The following is a 14521-nucleotide window of genomic DNA, read 5'->3' as shown; positions in this document are numbered from 1 at the left end:
CTCCTCGTAAGAATTTTTAACTTCATCTCTGTTTTATCAATGCAACACATTAAAGTATTCTACGACTTTTCAAATAAAGAAAGCCAAAGAAACTTTCATAGAGTCCAAAGAAGAGAAGGAAAGCATGGAGGAAGAAGGTCTCTGGTAAAATCAAAATAACGGGATCCTTTGCTGGATCAAAAAGCCAGGTATCATCTCCCACAAAGAGAATCTGATGAAAAAGAGTAAAGAATTGCTCGAAACCAATCAAAATACCTACGAACCCGATGACCAGAGGCAATAACACTAGAGCCAGGATACTTTTACGATATAGGGGCAAAAAGCCTTTTTTCACAATATTTCTAACAAAGAAATAGAAACTTGGAAGTGTCACTAGGGCAACTAGCTGAACCAAGTGGAAGAGATTCTTCACCACCGCAAAATGGTGTAAACCTGCAGCTGATGAACGAAAATCTGGCATCTCTAAGACCTGACTAAAGGGATTGGTCAGGTAATTCATCAAGATATGAAAATTGTATTGAATGGTTTCGGGCTTTAGATAGACTCGATTCACTAAGTTCAGCCACTGAATCTCCATGGGATAGAAAATCCATGCCAGATAAATAGTCAGTAGGATAGAAAGGGAGAGGAAAAAGAGCATACTTCCCCAAAAGGTCAGTTTAGTTTTCATCAAAATGCCACTCCGCAAGGCTAGACACCACATGAGTTGGTGCGATTGGTAGGTCAGCCACTTCTTCTGCCTTGGTAAAACCTGTCGTCACCAAGAGAGTTGGAATGCCATTGTCAATTCCTGCTCGGATATCTGTCAGGTAGTTATCCCCAACCATGAGCAACTCCTCTCTTTTCAAGCCCAAGTGCTCAACTGCCTTATCCATAATGATAGCATTTGGTTTTCCGATATAAACTGGTTTTACCCGTGTTGCTACTTCAAGAAGTGTAATTAGTGAACCAGCACCAGGCAAGAGACCACGTTCCGTCGGGATATTGAGGTCTGGATTGGTTCCGATAAAGTGAGCCCCCTTTTGAATGGCTAGAGTTGCTGTCGCAAATTTTTCATAGTCGACTTGCCAGTCCAATCCAACTACCACATAGGCAGGATTTTCCTTGTCTTCGACATAGCCAGCCGCCTGAATGGCATCCTTGAGCCCTGCTTCTCCGATGACATAGACTGTCTTTTCCAGTCCCAAGTCATTCATATAGTCGATGGTTGCCAAAGTCGCTGTATAGACAGTTGATAGAGGGGTATTAATGTTAAAATTCTGAGCCAACATCTCTTGTACACTCTCTGGAGTTCGGGTTGTATTATTGGTTACAAAGAGATAAGGAATTTCTCGCTTTTGCAACTCATGGACAAAAGCCTCACCCGCCGGAATTCGGTCTTTCCCTTTGTAAATCGTTCCGTCTAAATCAATTAAATAACCTTTATAAGCCATATCGCCCTTTCTAATTCGCTTCAATTTCTTGCCAAGTAATCATAGCTTGGGCATTGATTTCGCCATCACTGATAATCTCATGCTTGCTTTCTAGTCCCTTGAGTTCATAAGCTGAAGCAATCATGCCACCTGGTCGCACTTCTTTGACATATTTGAGATTGATTTTCTTTGGAATATACTTGGTCAAAAAGTCTGCTCCCATGACCTCAAAAATCCAATCCAGGTATTTGCTATTATTGACATGACCATTCATATCCAAGTCGTAAAAACGAACATGGTAGTCTTTACTGATTGGATTTTCTAGATTTTCATACTTTGGCCCACGGATGAGTTTTTTATCAAACTCAGACTGGTAAGGAGCAACAATCTCTGGTTCGACAGCATGAACTTTACGACTGTCTCTGTCCATAAGAACAAAGGTTGCTACCATGCGAATGATTTCTTGACCTGCTTCATCATAGATAGTGAAACGGCGGTAGCAAAAAAGACGATTGTAAGTCAACGCTTCCGTTTCAATCGTAATCTCCTCAGCAAAGCGAGGCAAGCGAACCACGTCAATCGCATAGTCTGTAATAATCCAGACCAGATTGTAGCGTTCTAACATATCCTTGTCGCTAACTCCCAGCTCAATTGACTGCATACCTGATACTTGCAGGGACAGCAAAATCACATCTGGAAGTTTGATATGACCATTCATGTCCGCCATATCAAAAGGAATTTTCATTTTCATTTGATAAGTTAAGCCCATTGTTCTACTCCAAAATAAATCGTTCTGCTACGGTGTCTCCTAAAAAGAGACCTCTCTTTGTCATTCGGACACGATCACCGTCGTTCTGCATAAGACCTTGTTGAACCAAGTCTCTGACGATTTCTCCATAAAGTCCATCAAAGGACCGTCCGAATTTTTCCTCAAATCGCACCATGGAAACCCCAGATTTCTTGCGGAGTCCCAGAAACATTTCTTCTTCCATCTGCTCCCTTTGACTCAGGTGTTCTTCTGTAATCCGAGCATTTCCTGCCTCTACTGCATTGAGATAGTGGCGGATAGGACCATGATTTTTATAACGTACTCCGTCCACATAACCCGAAGCACCCGCACCGATACCATAATACTCAGCATTGTCCCAGTACATGAGATTGTGGCGACTTTCAAAGCCAGGTTTAGAGAAATTGGAAATCTCATAATGCTCAAAACCAGCTCGCTCAAGCTCTGCGATGATGTACTCAAACATCTCTGCTTCTAACTCTTCTTTGGGCAGGGGCAATTTCCCACGTCTCATGCGGTTCATAAAGACCGTATGATTCTCCAAAATCAAGCTATAAAGGCTCATATGAGGAATATCAAGCGAAATAGCCTTAGCTACATTATCCTTGACCTGAGCCATAGTTTGACTAGGTAGAGCATAGATTAGATCGATGGAGATATTATCAAAACCAGCGAGTTTGAGGCGGTCGATATTTTCATAAATATCCTTTTCTAAATGACTACGCCCAATCTTTTTCAGCATTTTGTCATCAAAGGTCTGCACACCCAAGGAAACACGATTGACTGGCGACTGTTTCAAAACCGCAATCTTATCCGCGTCCAAGTCTCCCGGGTTAGCTTCAATCGTCAACTCTTCCAAGACAGACAAGTCTAGATTTTTAGTTAAGCCATCCAAGAGCATTTTTAATTGCGGAGCTGACAAAGCCGTTGGCGTCCCACCTCCAATGTAGAGGGTTCGTAACTTTTGGATATCATAAGAACGAAACTCCTCTAGCAGATGCTCCAGGTAACTATCTACTGGTTGATTCTTGATAAAAACTTTTGAAAAGTCACAATAATAACAAATCTGTGTGCAAAAGGGAATATGCACGTAGGCGGACGTTGGTTTTTTCTGCATAGTATTTATTATACCACAAAGACAGGCTTGCAGATAAAAATCACCATCTCCAAAAACCAGAGATGGTGATGCATTATACTTCAGTAATATCGATGATGATTTCTTCTTGGTCTTCAGCAACGTCTGGAGCTGCTGACTGTTCTTGCCACTGCTCCTTGAGATTGTTAAAGGTTTCCTTCGATGCTTCCGTCGCTTGTCGAGCACAGTTTTTAGCTTGGTCAAGGACACTATCAAAAGTGATTTCACCAGATTCTACTTGTTCCTTTGTTTTCAGCACAAAATCCCTTGCCTGTTCCTTCACTTCAGTTAGTTTCTCACAAACCTGCTCTCTAGCGTATTCTGGATCTTCTCTCAAATCATCCAGAAAATCCTGAGCTTGACTACAAACTTGCTTGCCCTTGTCACTCGTCAAAAACAAAGCAAGAGCTGCACCAGAAACCGTTCCTAAAAGGATTGAGGATAGTTTACCCATAAGATTTCTCCTTTTTTATTTTTTGAAAATTTTACTTGCGAAACGAAGAGCTGACAAGCCTGCACCTGTCTTAATGGTCTTTGAACCAGCTGATGAGGCTTTTTTACCCAAGACACGCGCATGCTGATTGAGGTCAGATACTGATTCTGACAAGTCCGCTACAGCTGTAAAGAGTGGATCAATCGTCGCAACTTTGATATTGACATCGTCTGCCAACACATTAATCTTAACCAACAATTCATTGGTCTGATGCAAGGTGACGTTCACATCTGAGCTCAACGTTTTGATGGTCTTTTCTGTCTCATCAATCATACGACCTGCTTTTTGAATCGTGATTGTCAAATAGACTAAACAGACAATCAAAGCAATCGCAACAAGAATATATGCAACTTCTAACATTTATTTTTCCTCCTCTGTATGATAGAAAGGGGCTTTCTTTCGATTTTGATAAAGTATGATAAAAATACCGAGTCCGATAAGGACAACTGATAACCATTGGGAAACTCGCAAACCAAAGAACATGAGACTATCTGTCCGCATGCCTTCGATGATCATACGACCAAAACCATACCAAATCAAGTAGAAAGCAGTGATCTGACCGCGTCTGATTCCCTTTAATTTTCGTCTAAAAATCAAAATCAAAGCAAAACCAATCAGATTCCAAACCGACTCATATAGGAAGGTCGGCTGACGGTAGCTCCCCTCAATGTACATCTGATCACGAATGAAGCCTGGCAAATAATCCAGACTATCTACTGCTGCACCGTAGGCTTCTTGGTTAAAGAAGTTCCCCCAGCGTCCTAAACTCTGGGCAACCATGACGCTCGGTGCTGCAATATCTAAGAAATCCCAAGTATTGATGAGTTTTCTATCCGCAAAGATATAAAGGACAATAGCTCCCGCTATCAAACCTCCATAAATGGCCAAACCTCCATTCCAGATGGCGATGATTTCACCTGGATTTTGAAGATAATAATCTAAGCGAAAGAGTACGTAGTATAGTCTAGCACCTAAAATCGCAACTGGAAAAGCAATCAGGATAAAATCTAAAATATCATCTGACAGGATTTTCTTTTTAGGAGCTTCTTTCATGGCAAGATAGACAGCCAAGACCAATCCAGCCACAATACACAAAGCATACCAACGAATGGAAAAAGGACCGATTTCAAATGCAACTGGATTAATCATCTTTCACCTCATTTTTGGAGATGAGATTAGTCAAGCGTTCTTCAAATAAACGCGTCGCATCAAAGCCCATTTCCTTAGCGCGATAGTTCATAGCTGCCGCCTCAATAACAACAGAGATATTGCGTCCTGTTTTTACTGGGATACGGATACGCGGAATCGTTACACCAGAAACTTCTAGTTCTTCGGCATTGTTTCCTAGACGATCAAAGGTCTTATGGGTATCATAATTTTCCAAGTAAACAGCCAACTGAACTTGTGAAGAATCTTTTACAGCGCTTGCTCCGTAGAGACTCATCACGTCAATAATACCCACTCCACGAATCTCAAGTAAATGCTTCAATATTTCAGCGGGCTCTCCCCAAAGAGTCATTTCATCCTTAGCAAAGATATCCACACGGTCATCTGCTACCAAACGGTGTCCGCGTTTCACAAGCTCAAGACCTGTCTCACTCTTACCGATACCACTATCCCCTTGGATCAAGACACCCATGCCATAGATGTCCATCAAGACACCATGCACACTCGTACGTTCAGCTAAACGGGAATCAAGGTAGCTAGATAACTCTCCAGATAAACGACTGGTTGATGTTCGACTGGTTAAAATCGCAATCTTACATTCTCTAGCAGCTTTCAACATTTCTTCTGGCACTACCAAGCCACGAGCAACGATGACAGCAGGTGTTTCAGGTAGAAACATTTTCTTCAAAACTTGATAACGGTTATGGGCAGGCATGGCGACCAAATAGGACCACTCCTTCATCCCTAACAGTTGAATCCGTTCTGGAGTATAGTAATCAAAATAGCCCGTCATTTCAAGACCTGGTCTCATAATGTCCGCAGTGTTGATTTCCTTTTCAAGTAACTCGCCTTCACCATAGACAATATCTAGTCTGAGCTTTTCAATGACATCTCTTACTAAAACCGACATAATTTCCTCCTTCAATCGAGTTCTCCCTACTATTATATCAAATTGTAGAAGTAAATTTCCTTTTTTTGCAGGATTTACAGTATTTATTTAAAAATAAAAAGACTAGATTTCTCTAGCCTTTCATTTCAAATTAGAATTTTTTACGTTTACGAGCTGCTTCTGATTTACGTTTACGTTTTACAGAAGGTTTTTCATAGAATTCACGTTTGCGTGTTTCTTGAAGAGTACCAGCTTTAGTAACCGCACGTTTGAAACGACGAAGTGCATCGTCAAGAGATTCATTCTTACGTACTACTGTTTTAGACATTTTTTTCACTCCCTTCAAGTTCAAGATCTATTCCATTTTACACACAAAGTGAATAATTGTCAAGAGAAAGCGACCATAAACTTTTATTATTTTTACTTTCTTCTTTTGAAGATGAAATAAATCACTAAGATGCAGAGAATCAAGCCCAAAATCGCTGGTTTCACAATTGATATGCCACTTCCTCCACTAAATAAAAGACTATGGGCAACCTTCAGAAACGCTCCAATTACTACCGTTGCTAATAATCCATACCAACGTCTACTCCATGTTAAGGATATAATCGCCGTAAAAAATGCTAGAATCATCGCCAGAATGATAATTTTTTCAATACTCCATCCGCTCGTAAAATAAGTCTTCTCAAAATTCAAAAACTCAATTACTTTTACATCAACTATTTCCGGCTTTGGGAACCAGAACATGCTAGTAAATAGGCAAAATATAGAAAAGAAAATCAGGCTGTAGGATTTTTTATAAGCTCCCATTACAATTGGAATAATAAAGAGAGGGCGAATATACCAACTCAGAGTATTCTGGTGTCTAGTAAATGCCCACTCAAAAAAGCTCGTATCTGATAAAAAAACGACAATGATAGCAATCGTTATAAACAAGAAAATAACCCCTCCTATTTTATCTAGCGTTTTTATTTTCATAGCTTTTCCCTTCTTGAATTCATAAAATTAATCTATCCATGGCAGATTCCCACTAAGTGAATTATCAACCGCTAATCGTTTTATTGGTAAAATATTACTGTTCTTCCAACCACGCTTTTATTCTATTGTCAAGATATCTATTTGCTCATCGTTAACGATAATTGCTTGGCGGTTATGAAGTGGTAGCAATTCAAGCTGCTTTTTATAGGTTTCAAAGGTATTTTTGCTACTATCAGTAAAAGGTTCCTCACCATAATGTGGAAGGATATAGAAATCCACTTCATCCAATCCCTCTGTATCAGATAACTCTGTCGCTACCGTCTTATCGTCCATGAGTTTATTGTAGTCAATATCCTTGGCTGTAATGATAGCCCCTGCTGATTCTCCCACATAGACCAACCCATCTCTTATTTGCTCTTTGATGAGAGATAGGAGTTGCTTTTTCTTTAATTCTTGCAATAAATAAAAGGTATTCCCGCCTGAGATATAAAGAATCTTACTTTGGAAAATCTTTGCCTGTGCAGTTTCTCGATCACAAGAAGCAATATCTAGAACCTCTATCTCAAATCCTAAATCTTTGAATGTTTGCTGAGCCTCATCGATATAGGCAGTATAATCCTCTTTGTTCCCAGCGGTAGGAATAAATAAGACCTTGTTTTCTAGATTCTTTTCCTTTGCATAATCGCTAAAAAGCTTTTTGACTCCAGCAAAGTATGAACATAAAAATAATTGTTTCATGATTGTACCTCCATTAGTTTTTAACAATTTTATAAAGGATCCACGATCCCTTTCTTTGACTAGTTATGAGCTCAAAGCCTACTGATAACAAGAATCGTCTAAATGATTCTTCGCTTTGAACCTCTGGTAAAAAGTAAGACAACTTGTTATATTCACAAGCCAGTAAGAGCATCCCGTCTGATTTGAGTATTCTTCGAAGTTCCATAAAAGAAGCCTCTAGGTCCCGCCAATGAAAATGAGTTTGAAAGGCTGTGATTAAATCAACACTTTCATCAGAAAAGCCTGTCTCCCTAACGTCTCTTCGTTCAAAATTTAGATTAGTTATCTCTACCTGTTTGGCTTGAGCTATTGCAGTATCTGAAATATCGATTCCAGTTATGGTACTTTGCGGAAAAGTTTCTTTCAGCAGGATGGTTGAACGACCATTCCCAACTCCTACATCTAAGATTACAGGGTAAAATGTCCTATCCAGATGACGAATTGCCCATACAAACATGGGGAGATAGGCACGATTCCATAAATTCATCATTTGTTTTCCTAGAAAGCCCGAAGGATTCTTTGATTGCCGAACGAGACGACAAAACAATAAAATTAAAAGTAAAAAACAAATAAAACCGATTATATAAATCAAAGTTCGAGCCTCCCCGTATAGCTATATTATACCACTTTAGCAGGATAGTGAACATTTGAAGTAAAAAGCCACTCACTCCAAAGAGCAAGTGGTTCTTGTCATTTTACTTTTCAAGCAAGCTGAGCGCTTCAGCATCCGCAATAATAGTCACATCAGGGTGGTTTTGTAGGCTACTTGCTGGGAGGTTCTCAGTCACTGGGCCTGATACTGTGCCAGCAATGGCTTCTGCTTTCGACTCACCGTAAGCAAAGAGAATAATTGACTTGGCATCCAAGATGTTTTTAATCCCCATTGAGATGGCTTGAGTTGGAACGTCTTCAATCTTGTCAAAGAAGCGAGCATTGGCTTCAATAGTAGATTGGTCAAGTTCTACTAGATGTGTTTGACTGTCAAATGGAGTACCTGGCTCATTAAAGCCGATATGTCCATTACGTCCAATTCCTAAAATTTGCAGGTCAACTGGATGATCAGCCAAAATTTGGTTGTAACGTTCTACTTCTTCTTCAGCATTGTCCTTAACACCACGTGGCAAAAAGCTTTCTTTAAACGGTTTTTGGTTGAACAAGTGTTCTTGCATAAAGTGACGGTAAGACTGAGGATTGTCTCCGTCAAGTCCCACATACTCATCAAGGTTTACACTGGTTAGATTTGAAAAATCAAGGTCACTCTCAACTATTTCCTTGTAAAACTCAAGTGGACTGCTTCCTGTCGCAAGTCCTAATGTTTGAGCACCATTGGCCAATTTTTCCTTCAAAATCTCAAAAGCTACTTTTCCACCTTCGATTTGATTCTCAACTTTAATAACTTTCATTTTATATCCTCCATGTTTCTATATTTATTATATGGTATAGACCAATTTTTGTCAAGTGAAAACGATTTAATTTCCAAAAAAAGAGCGTCCAAACTTGAAACGTGTTATAATGGATAAGATTAGAAGTTAGAAAGAATGATGAAAAAAATGAATACAGCTGATTTTGATTTCCACTTGCCAGAGGAATTGATTGCCCAAACGCCACTGGAAAAACGAGATGCCTCTAAACTCCTTATCGTTAATCGTGAGACGGGAGAAATGCAGGATAAGCACTTCCACTCCATTATCGATATGCTGGAACCTGGTGATGCTCTTGTCATGAACGACACCCGTGTTCTCCCAGCCCGCCTTTATGGTCAAAAGGAAGAAACTGGAGGCCATGTGGAGCTTCTCCTGCTCAAAAATACTAGTGGTGATGAGTGGGAAGTCCTCGCTAAACCTGCCAAACGTCTCAAGGTTGGCACTCGTGTCAACTTTGGTGATGGTCGCCTCAGCGCTGTCGTTACGGAAGAATTGACCCACGGGGGCCGCATTGTCCGCTTTGAATACCAAGGAATTTTCCTAGAAGTTTTGGAAAGTCTAGGTGAAATGCCATTACCGCCTTATATCCATGAAAAACTAGATGACCGTGAACGGTATCAAACGGTCTACGCTAAAGAAAGTGGTTCTGCTGCCGCACCTACTGCTGGTCTCCACTTTACTAAAGAACTGCTAGCAGAAATCCAAGCCAAGGGTGTCCATTTGGTTTATTTAACGCTCCACGTTGGTTTAGGAACCTTTAGACCCGTTTCTGTTGACAATCTGGACGAACACGAAATGCACTCAGAGTTCTACCAACTTTCTGATGAAGCCGCAGCCACCCTTCGCTCTGTCAAGGAAAATGGAGGTCGTGTTATCGCTGTTGGAACTACTTCGATCCGCACACTGGAAACCATCGGTTCCAAGTTTGATGGGCAAATCCAAGCAGATTCTGGCTGGACCAATATCTTTATCAAGCCAGGCTACGACTGGAAGGTTGTGGATGCTTTTTCAACCAACTTCCACCTACCCAAGTCAACTCTTGTTATGCTAGTTTCTGCCTTTGCCGGTCGTGACTTAGTCCTAGATGCTTACCACCATGCTATTCAAGAACGATACCGCTTCTTTAGCTTTGGTGATGCTATGTTTATCTATTAAAAATAGCTCCGTCATTTCTTTAGGATAGTTTTATTCCTAAGAGATGACAGGGCTATTTCTGTTTAAAGTGTAATTTCTGGGGACTCAGAAGTTAGATGGACCAGTTTGCCTTGAACACCAAAGTAGTCCTTTACCAATTCCTGTAATTCTTCCATGGCAACCCGAGCACGTCTTGCCTGTTCAGCATTGATCGCTTCAATCACTAAGACAGCATCTTTTGTCTCTTCCGTCAACATGGTTCTCTGTGCCTCTCTCCAGTTAAGACAACGACAAACCGCTCCTTCATCATCGTAATAGATGATTTCTTCAGGTAAAGCAGGCGCATCGTTTTCAGCTCCTAGTGGAAAGAAAGGTTCTCCTCCCTTAGCCTGACCAAGATGAAGATTGCCTACAATCTTGTTCACATCTTCGCCACCACAGGGAACAGCATAAGATAGAGAGACACTATTATAGATGTCTACCAAGGGATTGATGGGATTAAACTCTCTTCCCTGACTGACCCTTTTAAGCAGAGCTTCTATAGAGGAGCGTGCTCCTTTTTTCGTTTTGAACTTGCTGAAAGCCTGACGTCATTCTTGAATGACATCATTCTGAGTAAAATTCTCATCCAAAATGAAATCCTCAGCTCGTTTAGCTCCCTTATCTAGCAAGGTTTTGAAATAGGGATCCTTGCTTTCATCAATTGTATTATCTAATCCCTTTACTACTAAAACGCTAATCTGTGCTTCTGGAAACAAGCTCCAAAATTCATTTTCAACGATAACTTTCATCTTTCACCTCTTATTATAAATAATTTCTTTTCTGGCCTTTTTTGACCATATCCCAATCACTTGTAATATTTTTTCTAACCCGAATTAGTAGGCTCTCCAGTTCTCTGGCCTCTTCCCTGGAAAATCCTTTTAGGGCAGAATTCTCTGAATAGTGATGTTCAGCAAGGATAAAAGGATAAAGTGCCTCTCCTTTTTCAGTGACAAACCACTCTTTATTTTTCCGATTTGTACTGGTCATTCCTTGTTTTATTAACCCCTTTTCTTCCAGTTTTTTTACTGAACGAGCAACTGTCGAACGGTCAACCTTCAGTAAATCCGACAAGACTTCTTGAATGATTCCTGGATTTTCCTTGATTCGTACTAAATAAAGATATTGCCCACGAGCTAGGTCTATATCACGAAATTCGATATTGGCAATAGAGTCCAAGGCACGTGCTATAATTCCGATTTCGCGTAATAACGACATATTTCCTCCTCTCACATCTATGATGATAGAATAGCACATTTTTGTTGCATTTGCAACAAAAGGCACTTTGTTTTCAAAGCGACTTTTTATTATTCCCCATTCTTTAAAATGAATGTGTTACCCCGAAACTTTGGATCCTTCAGACTCTGTACACTGGCATTGATAACTGCTCCGATAATTAAAATCTTTGCGATGAGAATAAACCAGAACATCATGACCACCACAATAATGGAACTGAAAAATCGAACATCGACCAGATGGTTGACATAGTTATTAAAATATGCAGAAAAGATATTCAACAGAAAGACAAGAGTCAGTAAGACAAAGATACTACCAGGAAAAACGTAGCGAATACGAGGGACTCTAACATTTGGAAGGAAATAGTAGAGCATGACCAAGATGGCAAAGAGCAGGGCATAAATCAAAGGGCCTGTAAAGTCCTGTAGATAATCGAAGAAAGGACTGTCTGATTGCCAGTAAGTTTTGAGGAGATTAAGCAACATGTGTCCAAACATACTCAAAAACAAGGCAAGAGCAAAAAGAATCTGCAAGCCAAAGCTGACGAGTAAACTCATCAATTGATGGGAGATAATTCCTCGGCTCTTGGCCACTCCATAGGCCTTATTAAAAGCTTTTTGGAGAAAATCCATCGATTTCGAGAAGGTCCAAAGGGCTGACAAGACTGCAAAACTCAGCAAACCAGTCGATGGTTGAGTCAAGACTTCTCGGGCAATCTTTGCTACCACATCATAGACTGTATCTGGTACAAATTCCTTGATAGTGAGCAAAAAATTTGAAATCGGAATTTGAAAATAGGGCAAAATATTGACCACTATCATCAGCAAAGGGAAGATTGAAATCAACCAATAGTAGGCAACCGCAACACTGGTCAGTTCACTATCAGAAGCTTGATAAAAATGTAAAAAAGCTTTCAACAAGGGCCGTTCTATCAGCTCTTTCCACCACTTTTTCATGTTGCAATCCTCCTAATACAAGTTGATTTTCTAAACTAATTTCTTCTGACTAATTCCATCATATCATAGGGTAGGGTATTTGCGGCTTCTTTTAGAGAATAATTCTCAAGATTATTGACATTTTGCCGTAATTTCTTGGCATACTTGGTCGTAATCAATTTCTTCTCTTCGAATTCAAAGATTAACTTACGTTCTAGATAGTAACCTCTTAGCATTTCATCGATATTATTTGGCTTGATGCGATTGATAACCCGCTCAACAAAGGCACCACTACCGATAATAGCTGTTTCACGCAAGCGAGACTCCTGCATAAAGCTAATCAGACTACTCTTGTAGATTCCTTTTAGGTTTTCCAAACTTTCGATAATCAGCTCCGTATTCTCCAGATAGAGTTCGGATATTTGATCATAGTCAATAGCTCGAAGTTGACGTTGCTCCTTGTCATTCCAACTCCGGAAGGTCTGGCCAAAGGTCAGTAATTCATGCAGGACAAAACGCAAGATACGGAGCGATACAAGGAGGTAATATGTTAGGCGGGAAGCAACCTTGCGATTAATACTCTGTTCCATATTTTTCAAATAGCGTTGGTAAACTTGATAACCACGCTCACCGATTTTCCCTTCCTCGTAAGCCTGCTCCAAACCATCGCTTTCGATACTCAAGATGAGGAGTTTTAAAGCCTCCCAATCCTCTTGGGCGCTTTTATTTTCTTGACTAAGGATTAGGTTTTCAATTCGACCGTGATAATTATCAATAGCCGCATAAAGGGGGAGTTTGTTCTTATGCCCTTCCAGTTCTTTTTCTAACTCTGCTGTGACCTCATTTAAAATCGCAATGTGCATGAGGTAATCCTTGGTTTCTTCTTGTTCCTCGGAAAGGTGGGGAAGAACTAAGAGACCTGTTAGAAAGCTTAATAGCGTGACACCCGCTACTAGAAAAAGTAAGAGGGGATACTCCTGCTCTAGATTACTTGGTATGAGAAGTATGGTTGCAATAGAGACCGTTCCTTTTACACCAGAGAAGGTCAAAAGGAGCATATCCTTCATGTAATTACGAAGATTTTTCTTGAGGCGTCGTGTTCTCCAAACATAGAAGCCATAAATCATAACAAAGCGAATGGCAAAAAGTAAGAATGTCAGCAAAACTACCGATACTAATAGTAGTAAGGGGTTATAAAAGGGGTTAGTCAGGATAGGTTCTGCTATCATTTCCAATTCCATCCCCAAGATGACAAAGACAGAACCATTGAGCATAAAGGTCACGGTATGCCAAACAGTATCTGTAACAGTATCTACCTGAGCTTCGAGGAGCGTGATTTTTTTGAAACGACTGGCCTTCAAAATCCCTGCAACTACAACTGCGATAATCCCTGAAACATGAAACTCTTCTGCGATAAAAAAGGTCATGAGTGGCAAACTTAGCTCTAGCAATAGTTCACTGGCTATATCTATCGCTCGCACACTCAGTAAAAAACTATGCAAGAAACGATTGACCATAGCCGTCACAAAACCGACTACAAAACCACCCAGAATAGAGAGAACCAAGGACTTTCCAGCCTGACCAATAGAAAAAGTTCCTGTTGTCCAAGCAGCAAGAGCCATCTGAAAGGCAACCAAACCAGAAGCGTCATTTAAAAGGCCTTCTCCTTTTAGGATATTGGAAACCCGTTTGGGAAAACGAAAACGTTCAGAAAGAGAAGCAAAGGCTACCAGATCCGTCGGACCAAGCGCTGCCCCAACAGCCAAACAGGCAGCTAAGGGAAGACTGAGCCAAAGGAAATGAGCCAAGGCTCCCAAACTCAAGGTCGAGATGAAAATTACTGGAAAGATTAAGTAGACAATGATGCGCCAGTGTTTTAAAACAGATGTAATATCAGCTTCTTCTGCCTCTCGGAAAAGTAAGGGGCCAATAACCATGGCCAGAAACAGCTCTGTATTGAGATGAAAGTCAGTATTGGGCAAAAAAAGACCAATGCCAAGTCCCAAAAGGATTTGTACTAGGGGGAGGGGCAAGAATGGCAGAAGTTTATTGGTCGTAGTTGAAACGATTAAGACTAATAAAAATAGAATCAGGTAAATTAGTAGTGTCATCTAG

The 14521-nt window shown here is 40.4% G+C and carries 17 protein-coding genes and 1 pseudogene; 1 reads left to right on the top strand and 17 read right to left on the bottom strand.

All coding sequences use genetic code 11. The features are described 5' to 3' along the window. Positions 1-49: 49 nt before the first annotated feature. The 13 genes from D8852_RS03660 to D8852_RS03600 form a co-directional block, all read right to left on the bottom strand. A complete protein-coding gene (locus D8852_RS03660) occupies positions 50-670 on the bottom strand; it encodes a TIGR01906 family membrane protein (protein ID WP_125833814.1) in 621 nt (206 codons plus the stop codon). Then, positions 660-1433 carry a TIGR01457 family HAD-type hydrolase gene (locus tag D8852_RS03655; protein WP_125424645.1) on the bottom strand — a complete coding sequence of 258 codons (774 nt, stop codon included), beginning with the start codon at positions 1431-1433 and terminating at the stop codon, positions 660-662. The genes D8852_RS03660 and D8852_RS03655 overlap by 11 nt, the downstream gene beginning before the upstream one ends. A 10-nt stretch (positions 1434-1443) precedes the next feature. Further along, the gene (locus D8852_RS03650; RefSeq protein WP_125424644.1) at positions 1444-2181 is read right to left on the bottom strand and encodes an acyl-[acyl-carrier-protein] thioesterase; all 738 of its coding nucleotides are present in this window, start codon (positions 2179-2181) and stop codon (positions 1444-1446) included. 4 nt (positions 2182-2185) lie between these two features. Beyond that, positions 2186-3316 (bottom strand): radical SAM family heme chaperone HemW, encoded by a 1131-nt coding sequence (gene hemW, locus D8852_RS03645; RefSeq protein WP_125424643.1) that lies wholly within the window; start codon positions 3314-3316, stop codon positions 2186-2188. Between the two features lie 73 nt (positions 3317-3389). Beyond that, entirely contained in the window at positions 3390-3788 is a 399-nt protein-coding gene (locus D8852_RS03640) for a YtxH domain-containing protein (RefSeq protein ID WP_125424642.1), read from the bottom strand. A 15-nt stretch (positions 3789-3803) separates the two neighbouring features. Further along, on the bottom strand, positions 3804-4187 hold the full coding sequence (locus D8852_RS03635) for a DUF948 domain-containing protein (RefSeq protein WP_125424641.1): 384 nt from the start codon (positions 4185-4187) through the stop codon (positions 3804-3806). Beyond that, positions 4188-4976 (bottom strand): prolipoprotein diacylglyceryl transferase, encoded by a 789-nt coding sequence (lgt, locus tag D8852_RS03630; RefSeq protein ID WP_125424640.1) that lies wholly within the window; start codon positions 4974-4976, stop codon positions 4188-4190. It abuts the gene before it with no gap. Beyond that, entirely contained in the window at positions 4969-5904 is a 936-nt protein-coding gene (gene hprK / locus D8852_RS03625) for an HPr(Ser) kinase/phosphatase (protein ID WP_000115188.1), read from the bottom strand. Before hprK ends, lgt begins: the two co-directional genes overlap by 8 nt. 130 nt (positions 5905-6034) lie before the next feature. After that, entirely contained in the window at positions 6035-6211 is a 177-nt protein-coding gene (gene rpsU / locus D8852_RS03620) for a 30S ribosomal protein S21 (protein ID WP_000048054.1), read from the bottom strand. A 92-nt stretch (positions 6212-6303) separates the two neighbouring features. Next, positions 6304-6861: a hypothetical protein gene (locus D8852_RS03615; RefSeq protein WP_125424639.1), complete on the bottom strand. Its 558-nt coding sequence runs from the start codon at positions 6859-6861 to the stop codon at positions 6304-6306. A 117-nt stretch (positions 6862-6978) separates the two neighbouring features. Further along, positions 6979-7599, bottom strand: coding sequence for a Type 1 glutamine amidotransferase-like domain-containing protein (locus tag D8852_RS03610; RefSeq protein WP_125424638.1), 621 nt, complete (start codon positions 7597-7599; stop codon positions 6979-6981). Positions 7600-7612: 13 nt separating this feature from the next. Then, positions 7613-8230: a class I SAM-dependent methyltransferase gene (locus tag D8852_RS03605; RefSeq protein ID WP_125424637.1), complete on the bottom strand. Its 618-nt coding sequence runs from the start codon at positions 8228-8230 to the stop codon at positions 7613-7615. Positions 8231-8333: 103 nt separating this feature from the next. Next, a complete protein-coding gene (locus D8852_RS03600) occupies positions 8334-9041 on the bottom strand; it encodes a glucosamine-6-phosphate deaminase (RefSeq protein WP_125424636.1) in 708 nt (235 codons plus the stop codon). A gap of 147 nt (positions 9042-9188) precedes the next feature. Between D8852_RS03600 and queA the strand changes: the two genes are divergently transcribed. Next, positions 9189-10217: a tRNA preQ1(34) S-adenosylmethionine ribosyltransferase-isomerase QueA gene (gene queA, locus D8852_RS03595; protein ID WP_125424682.1), complete on the top strand. Its 1029-nt coding sequence runs from the start codon at positions 9189-9191 to the stop codon at positions 10215-10217. A gap of 62 nt (positions 10218-10279) precedes the next feature. Here queA and D8852_RS03590 read toward each other — a convergent pair. The 4 genes and pseudogenes from D8852_RS03590 to D8852_RS03575 form a co-directional block, all read right to left on the bottom strand. Continuing rightward, positions 10280-10987 (bottom strand): annotated as a pseudogene (locus D8852_RS03590) (B3/4 domain-containing protein). Positions 10988-11000: 13 nt separating this feature from the next. Further along, on the bottom strand, positions 11001-11453 hold the full coding sequence (locus tag D8852_RS03585; protein WP_125424635.1) for a MarR family winged helix-turn-helix transcriptional regulator: 453 nt from the start codon (positions 11451-11453) through the stop codon (positions 11001-11003). Positions 11454-11542: 89 nt separating this feature from the next. Further along, positions 11543-12427 (bottom strand): YihY/virulence factor BrkB family protein, encoded by an 885-nt coding sequence (locus D8852_RS03580; protein ID WP_125424634.1) that lies wholly within the window; start codon positions 12425-12427, stop codon positions 11543-11545. Positions 12428-12462: 35 nt separating this feature from the next. Beyond that, positions 12463-14517: a cation:proton antiporter gene (locus tag D8852_RS03575; RefSeq protein WP_125424633.1), complete on the bottom strand. Its 2055-nt coding sequence runs from the start codon at positions 14515-14517 to the stop codon at positions 12463-12465. Positions 14518-14521 lie beyond the last annotated feature (4 nt).

This window comes from Streptococcus mitis (assembly GCF_003942695.1).
In the GTDB taxonomy this organism is placed as follows: Bacteria; Bacillota; Bacilli; order Lactobacillales; family Streptococcaceae; genus Streptococcus; species Streptococcus mitis_BD.
This window is presented reverse-complemented; position numbering and strand designations above follow the sequence as displayed.